Here is a 26,383-nt window from a genome sequence, read left to right as displayed (position 1 = left end):
CGAGGCCCAACTGACGCGCATCCCGGGCAAGAGTGATTTGGCCAAAGCATTCCGCTATTGCTTCAGCCGTTGGCCGTCCTTCACTCTGATCCTCGAAGACGGACGCGTGGCTATCGACAATAACGCAGCCGAGCGCGGCATGCGCCCCATTGGCGTTGGTCGCCGCAACTGGCTCTTTGCCGGATCAGACACAGGCGGCGAAACCCTCTCCCGTGCAATGACCGTCATCGAAACCGCCAAAATGAACGGGCTCGACCCGCAAGCCTACCTCACAGACATCCTCAGCCGCATCCATGGCCACAAAATCAACCGGCTCGACGAATTGCTTCCCTGGAACTGGACGCCCGCAACCCAGCCAAACAGCCGGGCAGCGTAGTGGCTGCAGTGACCTACGTCTGTTCCATCGCCCATGCCGCCACCCGGTTGGGCGAAGATCCCGAGCTTCTCAGGGCCATCGTCAACAACGACGACAACCTGACCTACGGCAACATCGTAAGCGTCCAAATAGGCGGCGAAGACTACATCACTGCTCTGACCGAGGGCGGCATCGAAGACCTACGGGACATCCTCGCAAACGCGCGCGTCTCCATCAAGGAATGGCACAGCTTCCTCGATGACTTCGTCGCCGAGCCAGACATCATCGCACGCCTCAAAAACCAGTCGCTGCGGTAAAAACCGGGCGCTTACGTCCAAAGTATCTAGATCACCCGCAACATGTACATCGGCATTGGGGGTTGGCTCGCGGCCCCCGGTCTTGCCCAAGAGTGTCTTTTGATGCTCTGAACCGATCGATGTTTGGTGGATCAGCGCGCGCTGCCGGGCAATGCCGTCGCTTCTGACAGGAACTCATAATTGAACCGGTTCAGGCTCAGCCCCAGTGGATCGACCGAGGATTGATAAAGCCGCTCCACCGTCAACGCAGCCGTATCCGTGAACACCTCGTCCACCTTCAGGACCGTGTTGGTCCCATAGCCTTCGCCCACCACGGCCGGGCTGAAAAAGGTGCGCGCGTTGAACAATCCCAGATCCTCGGGCAGGGTCGACGGCCGGTCCTGCTGCAACGAGATGCTGTACCCCTCATCATTCAGGATGGTGCCGATGGTCACGGACCGCTCCGGTGCCGTCCTGCCAAAGAAATCCCGGTCCGCGCGGTCCAGCGTCTCAACGGGGGCCTGAAACAGCACAGAACGGTCGTAGAATGACCAGAAATCATCTTCCACCTGTTCCACCTGCACCCGCGGGAATAGCGCGATCCAATGCCCGCCCGCATCGGCAAGGATATTGCGCACATAGGACAGCGCCCCATCCTGGCGATACAGCGACACGGTCACATTCGCCCCCGGTTCCGCCGTCCCGGAAAAGATCGGATCGATCAGCAGGACCGGCAGGAAACGCGCATCGTCGATGCCACCACCGGCAAAATCCCCCTCCTCGTTGAAAACGGGGGCCGGGGCCGGATCCGCCTCGATAATCGCGGTGTCTTGGTCGTTTTGCGGACGCCCGGGACCAAATGGTGTGGTCGACCCCGTCACAGTGGCTGTATTCTCGATCTCCTGCAGAACCGGGGAGCGGAAGCCGACGAACACGTCATATTCCACCGTCAGCGTCTGCCCGGGCAGCAGAACGGGGGCACCGACCACCAGCGTGGTTGCGCCCGGATTGGATAGCACATTGCCCAGGGACGGATCAGACAGGCGCGGTGTGCCCACAACGGACAGATCCGTCGGCAAGGCATCCTGGATCACCAGGTTGAATGCCGGGCCGGTCGCGGCCGCATCATTCGTCAGAACCACGGTATAGGTGATCGTGTCACCCACGGTCGGGTTGGGCTCGCTCACGGATTTCTCGATATCGATCTGCGGCTCCACCACCTCGACCGTCACGTCATCGCGCTGCTCGGTGAAATCGACACCATCGGAGGTGCGCACATTCAGCCGCGCATCGTTCGTCAACTGCGCCCCGTCACTGGCGGCAGCCACATCTGCCACGCGCGCTACAACCTCGATCACGACGCGGTCTTCGTCGTTGATCACCCCTTCATCGGCCTGCCCCTGGGCAAAGGTGTTATCCACATCGGCAAAGGTAAAGGTAATGATTTGCCCAGCCACGCCCGCCGCCGTCGTTGACCCTTGGGTGATCCCTGTGATCTCCGCCCCGACGCTCGCCACGCGGGATGACACAAACTCCAATCCAGCGGGCAAGGTGTCGCTTAACACCACGCGCTGATCGTCAAGTTCGGGCAAGGTCAATGTCAGCTGATAGGTGATCAGTTCCCCCACGCTCACATCGTCAATGTTCGGATCATGGGCCGCCGTGCCTGTCTGGCTGATATCGGTCGCGGCGATCACCTTCTCCAGCCCGGGCACCGTGCTGATCCGGTGATCATCCGTCTCCTCAGCGTACACCTTCTGATTGGGGTCATTCCCGGGCGCGCTGTCGTAATTCACCGCGACCTCGTTGCGCACGCTCTCTGCCGCGGGGATCGTAGCGGACAACGTGCCGTCATAGGTGATCGTCAGCACCTCGCCCGCCAGCAAGACCGGGAAATCCGCATCAAACCCACCAACGGTTGCCGTCAGGCTCGACGGGGTCAGGATGCCCCGCTGATCACTGGTAAAGGTCAGCGTCCCGGGGTTCAGCGCGATCCCCGCAGGCAGCGTATCCACGATCGACACGTCATAGGCGGGCCCGGTATTGCCGCTGGGATGGGTGTTCTCCACCACAATCGAATAAGGGATGGTCGAGCCGGGGTTTCCGCCTTGGGGGCCGGTCTTGGTCACGGTCAGATCGGGCTCGACAATGCCGACCGTCGATGTGGCCGTCCGCTGGTTCAACGCAGGCGCCCCCACCGGATCGACTTCCAAAACCGCGTTGTTCACCAGATCCGTGCCCGCCGTGAACTGGTCATTCACCCGTCCGGTCACCGTGATCGTGATCTTGTCATTCGCATCGATCCCATTGGGCGGATCGTTCAACAGATCGGTCCAGACCAACTCGACGTTATTGCCGACGACCGTCTCGGTCGGTGCAGGCACCGGCCCCCCGCCCGATGCGGTGATCCCGCCGGTTGAGACGACGGAAAAGCCCACATAATCCATCCCGTCTGGCAGATCGTCCAGGAACGTCACGCGCTCCAACCCGACCTCGGGCAGGAACAGTTCATAGGTGAACGTGACCTCCTCCCCGATATTCAACTCAAACGGGGTCTCGCCGGTTTCCGCAAAACTCGACGCCGTGGGCGTCTTGGTCAGGAACGGCACCGTGGCCACCGATGCCGTGTCATTGGCCGTGTAATCCCGATCAGGGATCGGCGTGCCATTGCCGTCAACCGGATCGCCGGGTAACCCATCATAATTGATCGTGGCCGTGTTGGGGAAACTCTCCGCCTCCGGGGCCGTCGCGCTCAGCGTTGCTGAATAGTCGACAGTCACCCGCGCCCCCACCGGGATCGGGATGGCCTGCCCCGTATTCACGTCATCCAGTTCAACCGTAAAACCACCGCCACTTTCGACAATGTTCAAATCCCCGGTCAGGGTCGTGGTCGTCCCGCCATCGGTCAGCGTCACCGTGACCGATCCGGTATCCAGCGTCAGGAATGGATTGCTGATCGGGTCGGCGATGATCACGTCATAGGCGGGCGCGGATCCGGTATTGTCGATCACCAACTGATAATCGATGCTATCACCGGGATTAACTGCCACCTCGCTTGTCTTGTCGATGGTCAGCGTTGGCTCCACCACTTCCACCGTGGCCGTATCTGTCACCGGGGTCAGCGCGGCCTCCCCTTGGGGCGTAATGGTCAAGGTCGCGGTATTGGTCAGATCCGCGTCATTCACATTGGCGGTTGCCGCATTCACCCGCGCCACAACCTCCACAACGATCTGGTTTTGATCCGTCCCGGACGTGTCGTTGACAACATCGGTAAAGGCAAAGGTCACGTTTTGGCCGGCGGGCGTGATTGTCGTTGCGCCGTTAATCGCAACATCGTTGCTGGTGCTCACCACCCGGGCCGAGACGAAATCCATCCCCGCTGGCAGCGCATCCACCAACTGCACACTATCCATGGAGATGTCGGGCAGGGTGATCACCATTTGATAGGTGGCCTCCTCCCCAATCGCCAGATCCTCGAACGCGTCGAACTGGCCCGCGCCGGTCAGCGCGTTCGATGTGCCGGTGACCATCTTGTCCAAGGTCGGCCCGCTGCTGACCGTATGGGTGTCGCTTACGGGGGTGGCATCCCGGTCGGTGATCGGGTTGCCCTGGCTGTCGACTGGATTGCCGGGCGCACTGTCGTAATTGGCCGTGGCGGTATTGGTGAACTCCGTCAGCGGCGCGGCATTGGCGTCCAGGCTGGCCGTGTAGCTGATGGTCAGCACCTGATCGGGCAACAGGCGCGGAACCGATATGGTAAACCCATCGCCCCCGGTGTTGCGCGTTTCGGTAAAGGCCGTGGTGGCGCCGTCGATCTGCACGGTAAAGGCTGTGGCATCCAGCGTCATGCCCGCAGGCAGGCTGTCGCTGATATCGACGTCATAGGCCGGGCCATCTGCGGCGGGTGTCACATTGGGCTCGCCATTCGTGGCGGTGATGGTGAACGTGCCGCTGGCACCCGGGCTCAGGGCGATGGGACCGGTCTTTTCGATGTCCAACTCCGGCTCGACGATACGCACATCCGCCGTGGCCTCTTGCTGGTTAAAGGCCGCGTTGCCGCCTGGCCCATCGGGATCGACATCCAGGGTTACGGTATTGGTCCGCTCCGCGCCTGCCGTATTCGCCGGATTGTCTTCAACGACCGCCGTCACCAGCAGGAAAAAGCTGTCCCCGGCATCGATGACATTGTTCACCGGGTTGGCAACCGCGCCAAAGTCAAAGGTGACGTCATTTCCGGCGAGGGAGATCGTGGGCCCATTCGCATTCGTCCCGACCGTCAGGCCAGTGGCCGATGATAGGTTGGACCCGCTCAACTGCGATCCGGTCAGGTCAACGGCGGCCTCCACAAACCGAAATCCAGCGGGCAAATCATCTGTGATGCTCACGGTCTGTCCGGGCAATTCCGGTAGCGTGATCTGGTAGCGATAGGTGACCTCTTCCCCCACGGCCAGGTCAAAGGGCCGGTCGGTCGGTGCGTCCGAGTTTGTGTCGGGGTTCGAGCTTGAGAATGGCTCCTTAAAGATGAACGGGATCGTCGCCAGGCGGTGATCGTCGCTGACCGTTCCGGTGCGGCCCCCGGTATTCGGATTGTCATCTTCCACCGTGTCAAAGATGGCTGTCGCGGTGTTGATGAAGCTTTCCGCCTGGTCGGCATTCGCATCCAGCAGAACATTAAAGTTGACCGTCGCAGATTGCCCTGGCAGCAGCGTCAGCCCGGTGATCCGGAACCCGTCGCCGGCGAAGGCACCTGTCGTGATCTGACCTGCCGGAACAGGGTTGCCATCACCATCCGTGGCGGTCGGTGTGCCAACAAGGCTGAGGTCCGGATCAGCCAGCGGATCGCTGATCTCCATATCATAGGCCGGGCCGGTGCCGGTATTCGTCACCGTGATGGAATAGGGCACCGTATCGCCGGGATCCGCACCGATGGGGCCGGTTTTCTCAATATCAACAAGGGGTTCAACGATATCCACGCTCTCGCTGGCGATGACGGGATCTTGCAAATTGGCCCCACCGGCCGGGTTGGTTACGTCGAGCGTGGCAATATTGGTGAGCGTCTGCCCGTTGGCCACAGCTGGCACAACATCTAGTACCTCAGCCGTAATCTGCACCACGATCTGCGATCCTGCAGGATTAGACGGTGTCGTGCCTGCTAACGTGGTAGAGCCGAAATCAAACTCCACGGTCCCACCGGAAGACGCGTTCAGGGTTATGTTGGCGTTGCTGTCGGTGGTCCCGTTGGTCAAGCCGTTGGCCGACACGGCCCCGTTCATATTGACCACCTGGGCCGAAACGGGTTGCAGCCCTGGCGGCAGGTCATCGTTCAAAACCAGGTTGGCTGTCCCCTCGGGGATATCGATGATCAGCTCATAGGTAACGGTTTCGCCGACCACCAGTTGCGCATTAGCGGCCCCGGTCGCATTGGCCGTGTTCGCGTCAGAGCTACTCAAGTAGTTTTTCGTGAGGGAGGCATCCAGCGTTGTAAAAGTCGCGGTCGCCTCTGGCACGGTGTAACCCGCCAGGCCAGCCTCATAGACCCGTTCTTCCTCCGGGGCGCCGGGGTCGGTGACCTCGCTCCCGGCGGGGTTGCTGTCGTACCGGGTTACCTCTGCGGTGTTGGTGTAGGCAGTGCTGAACAGCGCGCCATCCTGCACCTCGGCACCATAGGTAATCTCGACCGTGTGACCGGCCTGGAGCACGGGCACCACGACCTGCAACGCACCGGCACCGCCCACCCGGAAGCCCAGAGTGTTCTCCACAGCCGCGCCCAAAACCGGTGTCCCCGCGGGGACAGTGCTGACAACACCGCCGCCAGCATCGCGAATGGTGATGGCCACGGTCGCCGGATCCAGCGTGACGAGCGATCCCACGACATCATCATTGATCACCATATCATAGGCGGGGCCGTCACCGTTATTACTTGATATCAAACGATAATTTACGATATCGCCCGCATCTGCCGTGGCCGGGCTCACGATCTTGGCAATGTCAACATCGGGCTCGACCACCTCCACATCCGCCGTGTCGGTTGCGATTTGGGTGTTGCCCTGGCCATCATCGAACTGGATCGCGCCCGTATTGGTCAACGTGTCTGACGTATCTACACCTGCATCCGCCGTCAGCCGCGCAGTGACCCGAACCACGATCTCGTCTTCGCTATTTTGGACACCGTCGAACGTGTTGGTCAGATCACCGAAATCAAATGTCGTCACGCGGGTTGCGGCATTATGGGTGCCGGTGGGAAGCGGTCCGACTTCATCCACCAGGTTGCCGCCCGTATCGCCAAAACGGACCAGGTTGGCCGAAACGAACTCCATCCCCTCAGGCAGGGTGTCGCGGAGGATCACGCCATCGACGGTGCCTTCCGGAATGGTGGCCACAATTTCATAGGTCACCAATTCGCCGATACCCAGATCACTCCCCGAGGTCTCGGGGTAGCTGGTGGAGCCATCGACCACACTTTTGTCGATCTGGGGGCTGGCGACTTGCACGCGTTCGGTATCGGACAGGCTGTATTCGCGGTCGTCCAAATCTGGCCCGGCGCTGTCATCTTCGGGTGTGCTGTCAAACGACAAATTTGCCGTATTGTCTATATTCGTGCCTGCGGGAACGGTTTGGATCACGTCGGCCGTGTAGATCACCTTGGCCGTTTGGTTGGGATCCAACCGGTCGATGAACAGCGTGAAGCCGTTGGCTGGGGTGGTGTTGTTCAAAGCAAAGTCGGTGCCATTGAACGCAACGGTGCTGCCATCGATCTGCAATTGGATTGAGCCGGGGTCGAGCGTCATAAACGCCGCGGGCAGGGTGTCTGTCAGCGTCAGGTCAAAGGCCGGGGCATCGCGCGACCTACGCAGGTTGGCGATGTCGATCTCATAGGTGACCGTGTCGCCGACATTGACGATATCGTCGGCATCGGTGCTTTCCTTATCGAGCGTCAGATTGGGTTCGGTCAGGCGGAGGTTCTGGTTGTCCCGCTCGGTGATCGTGGACCCGCCATCGGTTGCGGCATAGGAAAAGCTGGCGGTGTTGCGGATCAGGTCGCCTGCATCGAAACCCGCCACATCATCGATGCGACCCCGGACCGTGACCTCGATAAAATCATTGGTCAGATCATTGTCGGCCGTATTGGTGAAATCACCGAGGTTAAAGATGATCTGGCCGTTGTTGAGGGTCGCGTTGGTCCCGGCTTGTCCGGCGATGGGGGATGTATCAATGGTCGCGCTTTCCAGAACCAGGCCGCCGACATTGACGCGGTCGCGGATCTGGGCGTCGAAATACCGGGCCTCGGGCAGGTCGATGCGGATGGTGAATTCGACATCTTCACCGACGACGACCTCATTTGAATTCCGCCCCGCAGCCCCGCCATTGGCGATGTCGCCGCTGGTGGTGAACTGGCGCGTTTTGAGGGCCTTTTCGATCTCGACCCCTTGGACTGTGGCCGATGCCGTGTCGGACAGCCGGCCCGCAGGGACGCGGTCGACGCCCCCTTCGGCGGCGGCGAATTCGGTGACTTCGCTGGTATTGGTGTAACTTTCGCCGGGCGTGGTCGTGTTTTCGACCGTCACGTCATAGGTGACGATGGCGATGTTGTCGCCTGCGCTGGTGTCAAAGCTGGAAATGGCCCCTTCGGATAGCCCGCCCGCGGGTGGGGGATCGGTGAGGGTGAGGCCCCCCGCAAAAAGATCGCCGGTGAAATTGATCGCCGCGCCGGTGCCATCGGTGACGAAGACCGAACCGGGGACCAAACTCAGGCCGGCCGGCAGCGAATCCTGGATTGTGACGTCAAATGCGCCGTTTGGCGCGCGACCCGTATTTTCCACCACGATTGCGTAGGTGAGCGTGTCGCCCGCATCGATCCCGTCGATATCGGCATCGATGGGATCGTTTTGCAGGTTGGTGGAATTCACCGTGCCGCTGAAGCGGGGGCCGGTCGTTCCCGGTGCGTTAAAGGTCACGGGGCCCGTATCGCCCAGGGTCACATCGCTGTTGGGGGATGGACTGAAGGCCACGACCCCTTTGGTGATATTGAGTTCCGGTTCGGCATAGTTGAATTGAGCGATGGCGGTGGTGTCGACCTCTCCCGGAACGGCGACATTGTTCTCAAACGCCGTGGACTGGTTGGTGAGGAACAGGTCGGGGGCAAAGATCGCGTCCTGCACGGTGACGGTCAGCAAGATCTCAAGCACGACCGGTTCACGGGGTGACAGGTTGAGTGGGCCAATGTCATAGTCGATCTGGTTGTCAGCGGCATCGGTGGAGATGGTCGGAATGCCTGTACCCGCCTGCCCAGACGTTTGGAACTTGGAAAAATAGGTGTCGCTGGGGCCAAAGGTGGATTGACCGGCTGGCGGAATGGCCGGGCCGGTGCCGGGGGCGTAGAACGTTCCCATCTCTGTCGCATTAAACAAGTTTTGCGGCAGGTTATCGACGATGCGCAGGTCATCGAACGACCCCAACGGCGCATCGTAGATGATGGAGAACGTGATCGTGTCGCCTGCTGCGATGATCGGGTTTGCACCGGGTGGCTGACCATTGATCGCGGCGACTGTCTTTTCGCGGATGCTGCCGACCTGCAATGAGGTCGTGGTTTCGCTGTCATTGCTGATCTGGTTGCCGGACGACGTGTTGAGGTTGGCGGGGTCACGGATATCGCCTGTGATCGTGACCTCGTTGCTCAGCGAGTCTCCCTGGCCGATCTGCGGTTGGCCGAGGCCACCGCTATTGGTGAAGGTATCGCGGATGGTCGCACGATAGGTGATTTGCACCGTTGTTTGGATGCCCTCGGACGAGGTGTCCCGGGCGATATCACCCACCAGCAGACCGTCCTGTCCCGCCGTGACCATGGCCTGGCTCAGGTCAAAGGTGAGGGTGGTTTCGCCGGTCGTGTTAAATTGGGACAGGTCGACATCCAGGTCACCTGACGCAGTTTCGTCAAAACCCTGCGCGGTAGTGATCGATTGGCCCTGTTCGACCGTGGTGAAGGTGGCGGAGCCTTCGACATAATCCCAGCCGTTGCTGAGTTCATCGACCAATTCCAATTCGCCGATGGCGGAATAATCGGCGACCTGGACGTTCAGGGTAAAGACGTATTCGTCCCCCGGGGTGGGTCCCGACGGGCCGGTATCGACCGGGAGCGCCTGGGATTTCTGGACATTGAGGGCGGAGGCGGTCGTGGTGAGGCTGTCGCTGTCGGAGACGTCTGTTTGGGTCGCGTCGCGGGGGTCGATCGGATCCCAGTCGCCTTCGCCTGTCACCGTGTTGGTGACGTCGCCCAAACCGGTCGTGGGGTTCAGAACGGGCGTGCCGCCATCGGCTTGGGTGATGTAGTAATCGAAGGTGACCGTCACAGTGTCGGACACGTTGGTGAAATCGACCACCAGTTGGTTGGTGGCGCCGGTCACTTGCGCGCCCACCGCAGGTTCGGTGGTGACGGTGCCCCCGGTGCCGCCATTGATCGTCAACCCGCCGAGATAGACGATATTCGTGGGCAGGGTGTCGGTCAGGGTGAAATTGTCGAGGCTTTGATTATCGGCCACATCGACAGTCAGGGAGTATTGATAGGGATAGCTGGGGCCGGTGGCGGCCTCTTCCTCCGGCACATTGCTGGCCTTTGTCACCTCGAACAGGGTCTGTTCGACGGTATCGGTCGTGATCGCGCCGCGGATCGGAGCGTCAGTGCCGGGATTGTCCAGCGCATCTTCGCCCAAGGAAAATCCGCCCAGGGCGCGCAGGTTGAAATCGTCCGACAGGTCGGCGTTTTCAGAAAAATCCAGCACCACGTCGATATCGACGGGTGGGTTGCCGGGGGAAAAGGAGCCATAGGGCAGTTGAAAGACAACCAACGTGTCCCCGGGCTGCGCACTGAAATCGGTGGCGCTGATCACAAGGGGATCGCCATTGGTGTCAGTGGCATAGGGGTGCACCGCCTCCCCCTGGGCATCAAAGACGATTTCGGTCGTGACGATGGACGCGCCGAGGAAGGTCGCACTGTCAAAGGTCACACCGTCATCGCCATCGGACCCGGTCGAGGGGATCACCAAGTCGACATAGGGCGCATAGCCGCTATCGGTGCCGGTATTGTCGAATGTCAGGGTGACGGGCACGTCCTGGGCACCGATTTCGATCGAGGCTGGGGCGTCGATCGTGACCTCGGGCACACCGTCCAGGACGATGCGATCTTCGAGTGCTTCGAATTTCGGGATCTGCACCATGGCGCCGCCCTTTCCTTACCACCCCCGAAAGATGATCACCGTTTGACGATCTTGTAGGTCGGCTCATTGCGGATATCGCGACGGATATCGGTTTTGAGCCCCCATCGTTTGAGCAGCACACCGCGCGCCCGGGCCAGGTTGGCGGCCGAGATCTCCCGCGTGGCCCGGGCCGTTGCGACGGCCTGTTCGGCTGCCTGAACCTGTTGGTAGCTGCCCAGCAAGGCAGACATCAGCGCGATGCCATTGTCGCCGCCCACCCCTTCATTCCAGCGCTGGCGGACCGTGTTCAGATCGCGCTGCGCCGCGTTGAGTGCCTTTCGCTGGGCGATCAAGTCGTTGCAGGCCACGATATATTCGTTGGCGGAGACATCGACCTCAAGGATGATGGTCGATACCACCGACAGGACCTGGCGTTCCTGCTGAACCGTTTCCAGGCGACGGCGCTTGTAGCGGGCGTCCCGTTCGTCAAACCCCAGCGGGACGGAGAATTTCAAACCAACCAGATTGCCGCTGCCGCGATTGCGCGAGGAAAACGCATCTGAAAAGCTGGACCCGTCGGCGCCGGATTCCTGATTGGCCTCCAACACCAGATCCAGCTCGGGCAGGCTTTCATTGGCGGCCACCCCTTCGCGCAGCAACGCGGCCTCATATTGCAGGATCGCCTGTTGCAGTTCGGGCCGATTCACAAAGATCTCGTCAATCGTATCATTGGTCTTGAGGATGCTGAGTGCTCCGTTTGGCGCAGAGCTGGGAACCAATTCAACACCTGCCGGACCCAGACGACGGTCATTGACGAGGGCGGCCAGTCGAAACTCTGCATTGTCCATGGCAGCCTGGGCCCGGATCGTGTCAGCCCGCCACTGCTCGGCCAGGGAAGCCGCGCGATTGACCAAGAGCGGATCGGCGTCAATTTCCACCCGGTTGCGCACCTGACCCGCCAGGCGCGCGCCGTGGCCCGCGAGGTGGTTTTTCTGCACATAGACGGCCCGCGCGACATACAGGTTCCAATAGGCGCGCTCCACCTCCATCAGATGTGCCTCGGACTGTCGGCGAAACTCTTCGGTCGCGATCTGCGTGTCCATGTTGGCGATGCGGCGCGGCGCGTCATTGGCCCCCACGCCGGATCCGCGCAGCAAGGGCTGGACCAAGGCGATGGTCGTGCGGGAATTGGATTGTTCACCGGGGATATAACTGGTGCGGTTGGTGTCGGTCGTGGTGAACCGTTGCGATACGCTGATCTCGCCCCCCGTCAGGAGGCGGGACCGGACACCAAATTCAACCTCGCGCTCATCCGTGATCTCGCGATTGCTGCCTGCGGAGATGGCCGGGCTGGTGGCACGGATGTTTTCCCGGCTTGAGGACGCTTCGGCAAAAAACTCGGGCACAAACCGACCGCGTGCTTCCTGAATGGCCGTGCCGCGGATGGCAGGCAGATCCCCGAATGCCGCAATCTGGTGGGAGTTTTTGATGGTCGAATTGATCGTGTTGGGCAGGGAAATCTGCCGCGCGCGCCCTTCGGCCAGATCACCCCTGTGCACACCGCTGGCCCACCATTCCCCCTTGGTCGATGGGGCGGCGGTGCGAGCGACCTTGCGTACGCGTGCCAACGACGTCCCAAGGCCGCGTTCCTTGGCTTCGATCAACGCATATCGCCCCAGGGCGCGGCGCAGGTAGATGGCGCGTTCCGTCGTGTTGGTGAAGCGTTTGTAGGTGATCGTATCGACGGGCCAGTCCCGGCGGGTCTGGCCGGACACGACATTGAATTCGCGCGCGCCATCATTGGCCGTCAGCAGGTTCACCCGGTCGCGGGCCTGTCGGCTGTTCAGTTTCTGGCCCGAACGCCGGGCATCCGCCTCTTCCGCAACGGAGGGAGACATCCCGCGCGGCCGTGGCAGATCACCATCGCGGGGGACAATCGACGTTTCACTGCATCCTGCAACCAATCCGGTCACCAGACACAAAGCCAGAGCCTTTTTCATTGTGCTATGTCCCCTCGTTCAAAGCGGCGTTTGCGCCTGCCATCTTTATGTGCCGGGGATCCAAGTGACCACGCATCGCATGTCCCAGCGGTTGTATATGATTGTTAAAGCAATGGCGTGAATTTGCCGATATCTTTTTGCACTTTTGGTGGTATCGCGTAATGATCACGCAAAATCGGCCAAAAAACGCCAGTTGGCCCGGGGGTTGGGAGAATGTAGAGAGTGCGAGCCCGCGTCGTTTTGTTAACCGCATCGCTTGTGCTGTCGAGCATGGCATATCCGGTCTTCGCCAATCCGCAACCACGGACATTTGCCGACATTGACGTGCGCGGAAACCAACGGTTTCGCGATGGTGATGTCATTGCCACATCCGGGTTGCGTACAGGCCGTCCGATTGGCGAGCCGGAGATCATTGATGCCGTCGAGGCGCTGGATTTCACCGGTGAGTTCCGGGAGGTGCGGATCTTTTCCCAAGGCACCACCCTGGTGATCGAGGTGGACGAAACCCCGGCCTATTCCGGTGGTCTGACCTTTGCACTGGGTTACGACAGCGATGCCGGTGTGGTGGGGATCGTGGGGCTAAACCTGGATGATCCGTTTGGGCCGGGCACGGTCATTGGCGGTGATCTGAACGTTGCTGAGGAAGCACAGACGTTGAGCCTGGCCTATACTTCAGACAATTTCTGGCGCGATGGTCTGAGCGGTGGTGTTCGTCTGAATGTGGAGAATTTCAACTACGACAATGATGCGTTCGATTACCGGATCGCCAAGATCTCTCCCTACATGAACCTGGCATTGGGTCCGCGGGCCGGGGCCGAGTTGCGCTATACCTTTGCCGTTGACGAGATTTCCGACGTCGATGGCGCGGCATCGGCTATTCTGCAGGACGAGGCGGGAAATCGCACCTCATCCGGGGTTGGGTTTTCCGTGATCACCGGGTCGGAGCCGCTGACGGATGCAACCGTGGCGCCGCGGGCGGCCTGGTCGCTGCGCTTTGATCAGGATTTCACCGGGCTTGGCGGCGATACCGAGATCTCGCGCAGCATGTTGAGCTTTTACGGGCGCGCGCCGATCACCGACAATGGCTGGGCGGTCCGCACACGGGTTGAACTGGGCCGGGTTGCGGGAACGGGGGATGACGCCCCGACCGCCACGGACCGGTTCTTTCTGGGCGGTGCGGCATTGCGCGGGTTTGAACGGGGCACGATCTCTCCCCGTGATGTTTGCGTGGGATGTGCTGCCGATGGTGGGGATGTGATCACCAATCTGGGCGGCAACCAGTATGCCGTGGCCCGCACCGACCTGTTGGTGCCGCTGTTTCCGTCACGGCCCGGGCTTGAGACCTTTGTGTTTGGCGATGTGGGTTCTGTCTGGTCGGTGGAGAGCGGTGTGGCGCCGTCAGGTGTGTTGGAAGACCATCAGGACTGGCGCAGTTCCTACGGGGTTGGCGCAGCCTTCCGCACGCCGCTGGGCATATTCGAGAGCTATTATGCGGTTGATACGAACGGCGAGCGGTTCGATGAGACCCAGAAATGGGGCCTGACCTTTAGGGCGGAATTCTGACCTGCGCCTGCATGTCCTGCGGGCCGGTTTGATCCGATCCGGCCGTGCGGTCGGGATGTATCTTTGATGCGCAAAGGCATGCATATCCGCCGTGCAGTGCCTAATCGGTAGACGCCGTGGCGTGCGCGTTTGGCGAAATTCCGCATGCGCCATCGTGGCACTGAAATTTATCTTGGCGCGTCGCGTTCAGTTAATTAACAGGTCAATTGGCAACGTATGCATTGGCGGTTCTGGATGGGCCGTTACTCGGCGCACTGCAAGTGGACATGCCTGCGACTTGCGCGATCAACGTTGCGTTGAATCCCACCTCGCGCGTAGCGTGTTCTTGGGTCGTATCCTGTAAATATATCGTTTATTATCAGTGTCTTACGGGAGAATGATTCGTTTTTCACAATCGATTTAGTCTCAAAATTTTTACGTCTGTTTTGGGGTAAAAAACAATGCGCAGGCGAGGGCCGTCATTGTGCTTGCCACCACGTCAATCCCGCCTCATTTCGCGGTAAAAGTTTACGCGCTGATGCATACATCATTACCTCTGCGTTAACTTAGGTGTCCGGTCAGAATGGCTGAAAATCGACTGTGACGGCTGACACGCCTGCTCAGTCGGAAGAGAGCAAGGGGAAATGAGTTGGCGTCTTTGAAGAACCACCGACCTGATTTGATCACACCACGGCGACGGGCAAGTACGGCCCGATATGCCACCTTGGCGACCCATGGGTGGATCCACGAATACGCGGCGCGCATCCCCTGATCTGAAACACATAATCAACGGCCCGGCGGGTCTGCTCCCCATGGCGGTGCAGATCTGAGGGTGGCCCGGCGCGTGGCGTCGGAAACGAAACAACCAGCACATCCTGGATAGAGGGACAGACCATGAAAGATACAATAGACACCGGCATGACAAACGGCGGTGGCGGTATGGCAGGCGGCGGTCATGATCACGACCACGGGGAGGGGCACGATCACGGTGGGGGCCATATGCCGGCCAACCCTGCACCGGGTGGTTACACTGACATCACCGCGTTCGGCAGCCTGCACGGGACCAGCAGCCACACCCACGAGGACAGCCTGGAGGGGGGACGCACGCCGATCACGACCGAGGCCTTGGTGTCCTATAACGGGTTGCGTGCCTTCCTTGGGCTTGATCCGCTGGAGCTGGAAGCTGTTGGCACGTGGGCTTACGCGAACCAGATGACCAATGACCCGAACCCCTATGGCCAGACGCTGAAGGGTGTTGGTCTGTATTACGGTATGCAGGGGGCCAAGGTCGGCTGGATCGCGGATGATGCGTTTGATCCGCAAATCCTGGCGGACATCCAACGCGAGGCTCGTCTGGGCACGGTGGATAACGTCATGAAGATGGTCGAGGAGGTCGGCCTGGACGGATATGCCGCGTATCTGAAGGATGCGGGTCTGGTCGATGCCTTTGTGAATACTCTGCAGATGGAGCCCCATTACGGTGGTTGGATGCATGGGGCGACCCATGGCGGTTTGCCGCTGGACGGGGCCGTGGCCCATGACGTGAACCATCTGACCGTGCTGAGCCACGACCAGATGGAGCCGTTCATGAACGACACGTTTGACTATCCGCAATGGTCCGCGCTGGACGTGCCGGAGGCCGATGTGGCCAACTATTTCCAAAGCATGGTTTTACTCAGCGATCCGCTCGGCGAAGGGATCCCGGCTGGGATGACGGGTGGTGGCACTCCGGTTGATCCCGACCCGGTTGACCCCGATCCTGTGGACCCAGATCCCGTTGATCCTGACCCGGTTGATCCTGACCCCGTTGACCCGGATACGGGCGGGACGGGCCAGACCTACAAGGTGGGTTCGACGGACGTGGTTGCGGATTTTGATCCGGCGAAAGATGTTCTGGATCTGGGATCTGACTCGATCCACAACCAGATCGGTGTCGATACGGCCGACGGTTTTGCCATGATCCACATGTTTGACAGCAGCAAATCGCTGTTGCTGGAAGGTGTGTTTCTGAAGGACCTCACGGCAAAGAACTTTGCGCCCATCGCGGACTCGCACTTGCAGCAGGACCTCAGCGCCTCGCTCGCCTATGAAAACGGGACCGGTCTGGTGCGCGAAAACACGGTTTACGTGCGGTCCCACGAGGCTGGCCTGGAAGAGATCGTCGATTTCGACCCCGCCACGGACACGGTCAGCATGTTCTACCTGAGCGTTCGGGGCGACCAGTTGCTGAACTTTGTGGCCGAGGACAGCTCCGAAGGGGCGCGGTTCTTCAGCCCGATCAGCGGGCAGAGCCTGACGCTCCGCGGGGTGTCGTTGAGCGAGCTGGACAGCTCTCATTTTGAATGGCGGGCGAACCAGCTTGAGGACAATGTCGCAGGGCGCATGGGTCTGGCCGAACAGATCGACGGGTTCAGCTACGAGAACGTCTTTAGCGGCAAGAGCGTGCCGATGGCGGGCCTCGTCGACCGCGCGCCGTATCACAGCCAGCCGGACTACACCGGCACCCCGATCGGCTCAGGATCCGATACGGGCGGCGGCGATACCGGTGGTGGTGATACCGGCGGAGACACGGGCGGCGGCGATACCGGTGGCGGCGCCACGATCACTCCCACCATCACAAGCCAGTGGGGTAGCGGTTTCGTCGCGCAGACCGAGTTTACGCCCACCCAGACTGTAAATGGCTGGACTATCCAACTGCGCGTATCGGGCGATATCGGCAATATCTGGAATGCGAAGATCGTTGACCAGGATGGTGACCTCTACACCCTGACCAATGAGAGCTATAATGGCGCAGTCGCCGCGGGACAGACGATTTCGTTTGGCTTCCAGGCCAGCGGATCTGAGGCGACGGTCGAAGTCGTGTCGGGTGGATCGACAGGCGATCCTGTGGATCCAGACCCGGTTGACCCCGATCCGGTTGACCCCGATCCGGTCGATCCGGATCCGGTCGATCCGGATCCAGTTGATCCGACGATGTTCTCGGTCTCTGACGCCAGCGTCACAGAGGGTGATCCGGCCCCGGCCAGCGATCCGATGCCCGATCCCACCCCGCCAAATACGGGTGGCGATGGATCGTCGCTGCTGGATGGGCCCCTGTCGACCTCGGGCACCGAAATCGTCGATGCCAAGGGCAACGCGGTGCAGATCCGTGCGGCCAACTGGTTCGGTGGCGAGACCGAGCGCGCGGTCCCCGACGGCCTGTGGCAGCGGCCCTTTAAGGACATGATGGACCAGATGGTCGATCTGGGCTTCAACGCGATCCGCCTGCCGTTTTCGACTGAAGGTGTGCTGACCAACCCGGTGCCCGGCAATGTCGTGGGCAATCCGGATCTGGTTGGCCTGACCATGCTGGAGGTGTTCGACCGGATCGTCGACTATGCCGAAGAGATCGGCATTAAGATCATCCTCGACAACCACCGGACCGAAAAGGGATCGGGCCCCAGCGCCAATGGCCTTTGGTTCAACGATAAGTTCAGCGAGGCCGATTGGATCAAGTCGTGGGAGGTCATGGCCGAGCGCTATGGCGACAGCCCGGCCGTGATTGCGGCCGACCTGCAGAACGAGCCGCATAACGGCACCTGGGGCGACAACAGTGCCACCGATTGGGCTGCCGCGGCGGAGCGGGGCGGAAACGCCGTTCTGGACAAGGCGCCCGACTGGCTGATCATGGTCGAAGGGGTTAGCGGCAACACGCCTGACGGCTTTAACACCTGGTGGGGGGGCAACCTGACCGGTGTGCGCGACCGGCCTGTGGAGTTGGATGCCGATGACAAGCTGGTGTACTCACCCCATGACTATCCGGCGTCTGTGTTCCAGCAGGACTGGTTCACCGATGGTTCCAACCTCTACGATACGTTCTCGCGCGCTTGGGGGTTCATCTATGAAGAAGGCATCGCGCCGATCTTCCTGGGTGAGTTCGGATCGAAGCTGGAGAACCCGCTGGATCTGCCGTGGGCCGATGCCATCACCAATTACCTGGCCGGTGATTTTGATGGCGACGGCGTCAACGACCTGAAGGACGGTCAGGCCGGGCCCAGCTTTGCCTGGTGGTCCTGGAATCCGAATTCCGGCGATACCGGCGGGATCCTGAATGATGACTGGACCACGCCGCGGCAGAACGCCATCGACCTGTTGGCCGGTTTGTTGGAGGGGGATGAAAGTGCCGGACCGGTCACCGATCCCGCACCGCAGCCCGATGCTGATCCGGTTTACATGACGTTCGAGGTCAAGCTGGAGGAGCCGGCGACCGAGCGGATGGTGTTTGACTACACCACCGAGGATGGGACGGCCAAGGCGGGCGAGGATTATGTCGCCGCCTCCGGCACTGTCGTGTTCGAGGCGGGTGAACAATCCAAGATGGTGAAGGTCGAGGTGATGCCGGATCTGATGGACGAGCCGAACGAAAAGTTATCGCTCACTGTGACAGCCTCCGACGGAACGGCCGAAATGGGAACGGGCACAATTCTGGACGATGACGGTGGAATGATCCCTGATCCCATTTATCCCGATCCTGTGGACCCAGATCCCGTTGATCCTGACCCCGTTGACCCGGATACGGGCGGGACGGGCCAGACCTACAAGGTGGGTTCGACGGACGTGGTTGCGGATTTCGATCCGGCGAAAGATGTTCTGGATCTGGGATCTGACTCGATCCACAACCAGATCGGTGTCGATACGGCCGACGGTTTTGCCATGATCCACATGTTTGACAGCAGCAAATCGCTGTTGCTGGAAGGTGTGTTTCTGAAGGACCTCACGGCAAAGAACTTTGCGCCCATCGCGGACTCGCACTTGCAGCAGGACCTCAGCGCCTCGCTCGCCTATGAAAACGGGACCGGTCTGGTGCGCGAAAACACGGTTTACGTGCGGTCCCACGAGGCTGGCCTGGAAGAGATCGTCGATTTCGACCCCGCCACGGACACGGTCAGCATGTTCTACCTGAGCGTTCGGGGCGACCAGTTGCTGAACTTTGTGGCCGAGGACAGCTCCGAAGGGGCGCGGTTCTTCAGCCCGATCAGCGGGCAGAGCCTGACGCTCCGCGGGGTGTCGTTGAGCGAGCTGGACAGCTCTCATTTTGAATGGCGGGCGAACCAGCTTGAGGACAATGTCGCAGGGCGCATGGGTCTGGCCGAACAGATCGACGGGTTCAGCTACGAGAACGTCTTTAGCGGCAAGAGCGTGCCGATGGCGGGCCTCGTCGACCGCGCGCCGTATCACAGCCAGCCGGACTACACCGGCACCCCGATCGGCTCAGGATCCGATACGGGCGGCGGCGATACCGGTGGTGGTGATATGGGCGTTGATACCGGCACCACCACTGTCACGGTGACCCTGGGGAGTGGCTCCACCACCGAGAGCGATCCGGGCATGACCCATGTTCATGATGATGGCACGTCCCATGTCCATGATGACGGCCACCGGTATATTCTCTTTAACGTCTCTCTGGATGAACCGGCGACCGAAGAGGTGACGCTCACCTATGCCACCGCTGATGGTACGGCCGTCGCCGATACCAGCAACGATATGGCATATGACTACCACGAGGCGATGGGAACGCTGGTCTTTGCACCGGGTGAACAAAGCAAAACGGTACAGGTCAAGGTGCATCCCGACATGATCGTCGAGGATACGGAAACCTTCACGCTTGCGGTTTCGGGTGAGAATATCACCGGCACCTTGACGGCAACTGGCACCATCTATGACAACGATGTCGAAGACCCGAATGATGGTGATATGGGCGGTGGTGATGTTGGTGGCGATACAGGCGGTGGTGGCCATGGCGGGGCCGATGGTCATGTTCATGGCAATCCCAATGACGGCTCGGACATGCTGGATGCGCGCCTGACCGTTGTGAATGACTGGGGCTCTGGCGCGAATGTCGAGCTGGAGATCACCAACGTGGATCACATGGATTTTGACGGTGATTGGGCAGTTGCGTTCAGCCTGGATGGTGAGATCGTCAACATGTGGAATGGCTCTTACGACGCTGGCGAGGCCGCTGGCGAGATCAGCGTGTCGAATGCCAGCTACAATGGATCCGTAGCTGCCGGCACCTCAGTGACGGTTGGGTTCCAACTGAACCAGGGCGGCCTGGACCAGGACATGCTGAACGCAGACGCTGACTTCTACTTCGTTTAACTACTGCACCACTCACGTGCTTGGGGGAGGCCGGGAAACTGGCCTCCCGCTTTTTCTTACGATTCAAAGTAATCTGCGGCCGTCTGTAAGCTCATTCGACATGAGGCCCGAATGCCCAACCTTTCAATCCAGCGAGCGGTGCCGTCTCCGTGAACGTGGAACTGACCCTGCGGATTGAAGAGTAAACGCGGACGGGACGACCGCCAGTTGTGTGACCGCAGATGTCGCGGGCTGCGGTTCGGCAGATTTAGCCGTCGGTTTTGCCGGAATAGGCAGCACTGAGGCTGCGTTGCGTGCCGGGGCCGAAATCGCCATCGATCGCACCGGCGTAAAAACCCTTGTCCTGAAGCAGCGATTGCAGGGCACGACGAGTCGTATCCTTGAACATGGTGGGACGGGTTGTCAGGATCTCTAACACATCGGTGCTGCCCGAGCGGAGCGCGGCATAAAGGTAGCGCGCGGATTCCTGGGCGCCCTGACCGTCGATCAGACCGTCATCAATCAGGGCGGCAAAGTTGAACTGTGCTTGCGGGTGGCGCAGATTGGCGGCCTGTTCAAACAGGCGCAGCGCTTGCTGGCGGTCTTCACGTAGGCCCAGCAGCCCTTGGTAATGCATGAAACCCAGATCGTTGATGGCATCGGCAAAGCCTTGATCGGCCGCAGCCTGGAACAGTTCGAGCGATTTGACAGGATCCGATTCGACGCCGATCCCTTTTTCATAGAGCTTGGCCAGCTCGTATTGCGCTTCGGGGCTGCCAGCATCCGCCGCGCGTTGCAGCAGATCAACCGCTTGATCAGGGTCAAAGGAGCGCGCTTCGGGGTTGAGGCGCATATAGGCCAGGCCCAGCATGGAGCGTGTATCGCCACGCTCTGCCAAAGCGGCGAGCTGCAGCTCCTGGTCGGGCTTGAGCTGAGACCAGGCGACGGTGCGATCATCGTCTGCCACCAAAGGATCGTCACCGCTTGCCGGACCGGCAAGATAATAGGGCGCACCGGAAAGCGATCCGTAGGTATGCGGCTCTTGCAGGTTCTTGGTCGCCTTTAAAACTTCGTCGCGGACCTGGCGAAACATCAGTCCGATCTCAAGCCCCGGTGTGCGCATATTGGTCATCAATGCTTCGGCAAAGGGGCTGTTATCCCCCAACCCGTCAAATGCGACCTGCCCGTCGCGGGCGGCAAAGGCCACCAATGTGCCCCGGTCCGGTGATGCCGGCGCAAGCCCGCCTTCGGATGAGCCAACGGACAATGAGGGGGCGGAGGACAGCCCGGCCACATCGGTGAATGGATTGTCGCGACAGGAATCCAGGATGACGACCCGCATCTGCCGGGCAGAATCCACAGTTTTCAAGAATTGCCGCAGCGACACGGATTGCTTTTGGATATCCCCGTCCTGCCGGGGGGCGGCATCGACCGGGACAAGATAGTTCACGCCATCGACCTCTACCCCGTGACCGGCAAAGTAGATCAGGGCCAGATCGGCGGTTTCGGCACGGAACTGGAACTCGCCCATGATCTCAAGCAGTTCCGTTTGGCTGGCATCAATGGCCGTGACGACCTCGAACCCGATATCGGTGAGGGTGGTAGATACACCTTCGGCATCGCGCTGGGTGTTCTTGAGCGGCTGGATATTGTCGTAGTTGCTCATCCCGATGACGAGGGCCACACGATCGGCTGCATGGGCGGCCTGGGTCCAAACGATCAGCGCTAGGCCAAATAGGGAAAGCCACTTTGTCATTGGGTCACCTCTTTAAGGACTTAAATAAGCAATCAATCCCGCAAATATGTGGGCTGGATCGCGCGGTCACAATACCCGAGATCCTATCTTGCACCGCGCCCTGCGTAAAGAAACGGGGCGACTGGCGCGGTCAGCTTCATGCGACCGGACACACAGTTGTCTTGATACGGGCATTGTGCAAAGGGTGACGCAAAGATCAAACCTGCGAGTTCCAGCCCATGAGCGTCTTCGAAGATCGCCGCCGAAATATGGTCGACACCCAGATAAGACCTTCGGATGTCACGAAATTTCCGATCATCGAGGCCATGCTGACTGTCCCCCGCGAACGATTTGTCCCGGGTGGCCAGGAAGAGGCGGCCTATGTGGGCGAAAACCTGGCCCTTGCGCCGGGGCGGGTGGTACTTGAGCCGCGCACGCTGGCAAAAATGCTGGACAGCCTGGACATTCAGGTGGGCGAGGTCGTGCTGGATGTGGGCGCGGGCCTGGGATATTCGACCGCCATTCTGGCCCGCCTGGCCGATGCCGTTGTGGCCGTTGAGGATGATGGCGATATGGCGGGCACTGCGCAGGATGTCCTATTGTCGATCAATGCCGACAATGTTGCCGTGATCGAGGCGCCCTTGACCGAGGGCGCGCCCAAACACGGCCCCTATGATGCGATCATTGTCGAGGGCGCGGTGCAGCATGTGCCCGATGCGCTGTTGGATCAGCTGAAAGATGGTGGCCGCATTGCCGCACTTTTTTCTGAAGGTTCGCTGGGGGTTGTAAAGATCGGCTACAAAACGGACGGTAGTGTCAGCTGGCGGTTTGCGTTCAACGCGGGGGCTCCGATCCTACCGGGATTTGAGGCGCCTCGCCGTTTTGTGCTGTAGGCCGCTGAATTTGACATCACCGCCACGCCGGTCTCCGGCGGGCCCACGTGCAAAAGCGAGGAGGCCTGCGAATGGGCTTTTCGAAGACCCTGCAGCGCGCTGCGATCATTTCGGTTTGTGCAGCGATGCCAGTCACCACTGTGGCCGAAACTCTGACAGATGCGCTGATCGGTGCGTATCGTCATTCCCATCTGCTGGACCAGAACCGCGCCCTGTTGCGGGCCGCGGATGAAGATGTGGCCCAGGCGGTTGCGGGCTTGCGCCCGGTGATCAGTTTTGCCGCCACTGCGAGCGAAAATACCGATATCGATGAATTAACGGCATCGGCCAGCCTGAACGCCCAACTTTTGCTGTTCGACAATGGCCAGACCCGCCTGGCCATCGATTCGCAGAAAGAGACTGTGCTGGCCACTCGCGAAGCCCTGGTCGGGATCGAGCAGAATGTTTTGCTGGCGGCCGTGACGGCGTATCTGGATGTGGTGAGCGCAGTTGAGTTCGTGAACCTGCGCGACAACAACGTGCGGCTTCTGACCCAGGAACTCCGCGCGGCCCAGGACCGGTTCGAGGTGGGTGAGGTGACCCGGACGGATGTCGCCTTGGCAGAGGCCCGTCTGGCGGCTGCCCGCAGTGCGCGCGCTGCTGCCGAGGGGACCTTGGCGATTGCCCGCGAAAGTTACCGCGTTGCTGTTGGCCGCTATCCCGGACAACTGAGTGCTGTGCCACGCGCGCCTCGTCTGCCTGGCAGCCTGAAAGAGGCCGAAGGGATCGCGGTGCGCACCCATCCCAACATCCGCCAGGCGCAGCGTCAGGTCACGGTGTCGGAACTCAACATCGCACGGGCCGAGGCCGCCATGAAGTTTCGCGTTACGGCCGATGCCAGTGTTCGCACCCGGCGCAGCGGCGGGTTCAACGCGAATAACACGCCCGATGCTAGTATTGCGTTGAACTTCAACCAGCCGATTTACAATGGTGGTTCGCTGACATCGGCGGTGCGCCAATCCAAGGCGCGTCGTGACGGACAGCGGGCGTCCTTGTTGGATACCACGCACAATATTCGCCAACAGGTGGGCAATGCCTGGGCCAACCTGTCGGTTTCGGTTGCGCAGCTTGACGCAACGGAACGTCAGATCCGTGCATCGGAGATCGCCTTCCGCGGCGTGCAGGAAGAAGCCAAGCTTGGATCCCGGACGACGTTGGACGTTCTGGATGCAGAACAGGAATTGCTGGATGCTCGGGCGAACCGGATCGACGCACAAACCCAGCAATATCTGGCTGTCTATCAGCTGCTATCATCAATGGGTTTGCTGACGGTGGATCACCTGGGGCTGGGCATTCAAACCTACGATCCGGCCGCTTATTACAATGCGGTTAAGTCAGCGCCCATAAAACGGTCACGGCAGGGCAAACAGTTGGATAAGTTGTTGGAACGATTGGGTAAGAATTAACTTTTCGGGATGATGCCTTTTTGTTGCCATGTTATCACCCGATATTCGGCCTGACTGCTCAGATGACGCCATAAGAGGTCAGCCTCCATGTCCGATTCGATGGCTCGCGCCGAAATCGATGATGTTCTCAGCTCGATCAGACGGCTGGTGTCGAATGACACACGCTGCTTGAAACCAACAAATATGGATGACCCGGCCGTGTCGGATCATTCCACAGTCGAAGCTCCGGTGGAGCCAGACCTTCCTGCACCCGACCAGACCTTGGGGGAGGCGCTGATTTTATCCCCATCGATCCGGGTGGCAGATGAAATCGTTCCTGCGGAGGATTTGGACCCTAAACCGGCATTTACCCCCGTGACAGGGATCGGGGTTTTGGGGGAAACGCCCTGGATCGCGGATGCGGACAAGGTGGGCGTGCCCGAATTGGTGCCTGCGGCAGACATCGATCTTTCCTTGGCGGATATTGTGCGTCCCACACCCATGGCGTTGGTCGATCCGCTCCCGCAACAAGCGGATGATCTGGATCAAGCTGCGCTGGAAGCCGCCGTTGCTGCGCTGGTGCGGTCGGAGTTACAGGGGCCCTTGGGTGCCAGGATAACCCTGATCGTGCGCAAGCTTGTCCGGCAGGAGATTGGCCGGGTTCTGGACGAACACAACCTGAAGTAGGCGCAGCATGGCGGCTGGTCTGTCATCCCAACCGCTGTGTCGATCGCCGGATTGATATGCTGGATGGCAGCTTTTCATGTTTCGCCGGTATGCCTTGCGCCACCCATCGCGCCATGGCCGTCGCTGTCTTGTGTCCCATCTCTTCGACCGGAAGATGCACGCTTGTGAGCGGCGGATACGTGCAGGCAGAGCTTTGCAAGTCATCGACCCCCATCAAGGACAGCTGATCCGGCACGGCGATACCCAAGGTCTGCAATCGAAACAGCGCGCCCTGGGCCAACACATCCGACATACATAAAATGGCCGTGACATTTGGACGTTGTGCCAGGATCTGTTCGGTCTGGTCCCCCGCGGCAGAATGATTGAGCTCGGTCTCGTGGAAGGAAATCCGGGCATCGTCCCGGGCGCGCAGGGTGTTGACCCGGGTCCGCGTGCGGTCATTGTTCCGGGCGGGGCCGGACAGGACGGCAATCTCCCGGTGACCCAGATCTGCAAGATGGGCGAAGGCGACCCGCGCAACCGCCGCATTGTCATACCCGATGGTCGGGAGATCACTTTCGGGATCGAAATACGAGGTCGCGACAACCGGCAGGGCATGGCGCGTGACCAGCGCTTCAAATTCCGCACTGCGCGTGATGCCAGAGACCACCAATCCCTCCACACCGAGGTTGAGCAGATCACCCGCACGTTTGGCTTCCTGATCCGGATCGTTTTTGGTCGTGGCGACCACAAGTGAAAGACCCGCCTTTGCCAGTTCCAGTTCAAGCGTATCCAGAAAACGGGCGAAGATCGCGTAATCGAGGGTCGGCACGAGCGCGCCCACCATATGGGTGCGGCCGGAATTGATGGATCGCGCGGCGGCACTTGGCACAAAGTTTAGATCGGCGATCGCCTGTTCGACGGCGCGTCGGGTCTCGGGTGCGACGTTGTGCGTTCCGCTGAGAACGCGCGATACTGTTGCAATCGATACGCCCGCTTTTTGGGCGACGTCGCGCATATTGCTTCGCTTTTTGATACGACCGTTGGGCAAGACACCCTCTTTTTAGCGATCAGTTACCTCCGAGCTAAGTCGAGACCATTGACAAGTACAACCGGTTTCGGAAACCTTGTAACCAGTTACATGGCGTGTGCTGCTGGGGGGTCG

The 26,383-nt window shown here is 60.3% G+C and carries 11 protein-coding genes; 7 read left to right on the top strand and 4 right to left on the bottom strand.

From position 1 onward, the window contains the following. Both IU397_RS17820 and IU397_RS17815 read left to right on the top strand, forming a co-directional pair. Positions 1-376: transposase (locus IU397_RS17820; RefSeq protein ID WP_204416372.1), on the top strand; the 376-nt coding region annotated here is incomplete at its 5' end. Then, a complete protein-coding gene (locus tag IU397_RS17815; protein WP_204416370.1) occupies positions 376-672 on the top strand; it encodes a hypothetical protein in 297 nt (98 codons plus the stop codon). The genes IU397_RS17820 and IU397_RS17815, both read left to right, overlap by 1 nt. A gap of 131 nt (positions 673-803) precedes the next feature. Here IU397_RS17815 and IU397_RS17810 read toward each other — a convergent pair whose 3' ends face one another. Beyond that, the gene (locus tag IU397_RS17810) at positions 804-10,862 is read right to left on the bottom strand and encodes an isopeptide-forming domain-containing fimbrial protein (RefSeq protein WP_204416368.1); all 10,059 of its coding nucleotides are present in this window, start codon (positions 10,860-10,862) and stop codon (positions 804-806) included. A 35-nt stretch (positions 10,863-10,897) separates the two neighbouring features. Then, positions 10,898-12,841: a TolC family protein gene (locus IU397_RS17805; RefSeq protein ID WP_204416366.1), complete on the bottom strand. Its 1,944-nt coding sequence runs from the start codon at positions 12,839-12,841 to the stop codon at positions 10,898-10,900. Between the two features lie 270 nt (positions 12,842-13,111). Between IU397_RS17805 and IU397_RS17800 the strand changes: the two genes are divergently transcribed. Together IU397_RS17800 and IU397_RS17795 are read left to right on the top strand one after the other, a co-directional pair. Beyond that, positions 13,112-14,404, top strand: a complete 1,293-nt coding sequence (locus IU397_RS17800) for a BamA/TamA family outer membrane protein (RefSeq protein WP_204416364.1) — start codon at positions 13,112-13,114, stop codon at positions 14,402-14,404. Positions 14,405-15,277: 873 nt separating this feature from the next. Next, entirely contained in the window at positions 15,278-20,521 is a 5,244-nt protein-coding gene (locus tag IU397_RS17795; RefSeq protein WP_204416362.1) for a cellulase family glycosylhydrolase, read from the top strand. A 247-nt stretch (positions 20,522-20,768) separates the two neighbouring features. Here IU397_RS17795 and IU397_RS17790 read toward each other — a convergent pair whose 3' ends face one another. Beyond that, a complete protein-coding gene (locus IU397_RS17790; RefSeq protein WP_204416360.1) occupies positions 20,769-22,256 on the bottom strand; it encodes a caspase family protein in 1,488 nt (495 codons plus the stop codon). Between the two features lie 218 nt (positions 22,257-22,474). Between IU397_RS17790 and IU397_RS17785 the strand changes: the two genes are divergently transcribed. From IU397_RS17785 to IU397_RS17775, 3 genes are all read left to right on the top strand, one after another. Further along, positions 22,475-23,128, top strand: coding sequence for a protein-L-isoaspartate O-methyltransferase (locus tag IU397_RS17785; protein WP_204416358.1), 654 nt, complete (start codon positions 22,475-22,477; stop codon positions 23,126-23,128). A gap of 71 nt (positions 23,129-23,199) precedes the next feature. Further along, positions 23,200-24,573 carry a TolC family outer membrane protein gene (locus tag IU397_RS17780; protein WP_204416356.1) on the top strand — a complete coding sequence of 458 codons (1,374 nt, stop codon included), beginning with the start codon at positions 23,200-23,202 and terminating at the stop codon, positions 24,571-24,573. Positions 24,574-24,660: 87 nt separating this feature from the next. Beyond that, positions 24,661-25,239 carry a hypothetical protein gene (locus IU397_RS17775; RefSeq protein WP_204416354.1) on the top strand — a complete coding sequence of 193 codons (579 nt, stop codon included), beginning with the start codon at positions 24,661-24,663 and terminating at the stop codon, positions 25,237-25,239. Between the two features lie 22 nt (positions 25,240-25,261). On the opposite strand, the gene IU397_RS17770 is transcribed toward IU397_RS17775, so the two are convergent. Next, entirely contained in the window at positions 25,262-26,236 is a 975-nt protein-coding gene (locus IU397_RS17770) for a LacI family DNA-binding transcriptional regulator (protein WP_204416352.1), read from the bottom strand. Between the last annotated feature and the right edge of the window lie 147 nt (positions 26,237-26,383).

Origin of the sequence: Actibacterium sp. 188UL27-1 (assembly GCF_016901225.1) — a bacterium.
Lineage (GTDB): Bacteria > Pseudomonadota > Alphaproteobacteria > Rhodobacterales > Rhodobacteraceae > 188UL27-1.
Note: the sequence above shows the minus strand (reverse complement) of the source record. Positions and strands in the feature narration are given on the sequence as shown.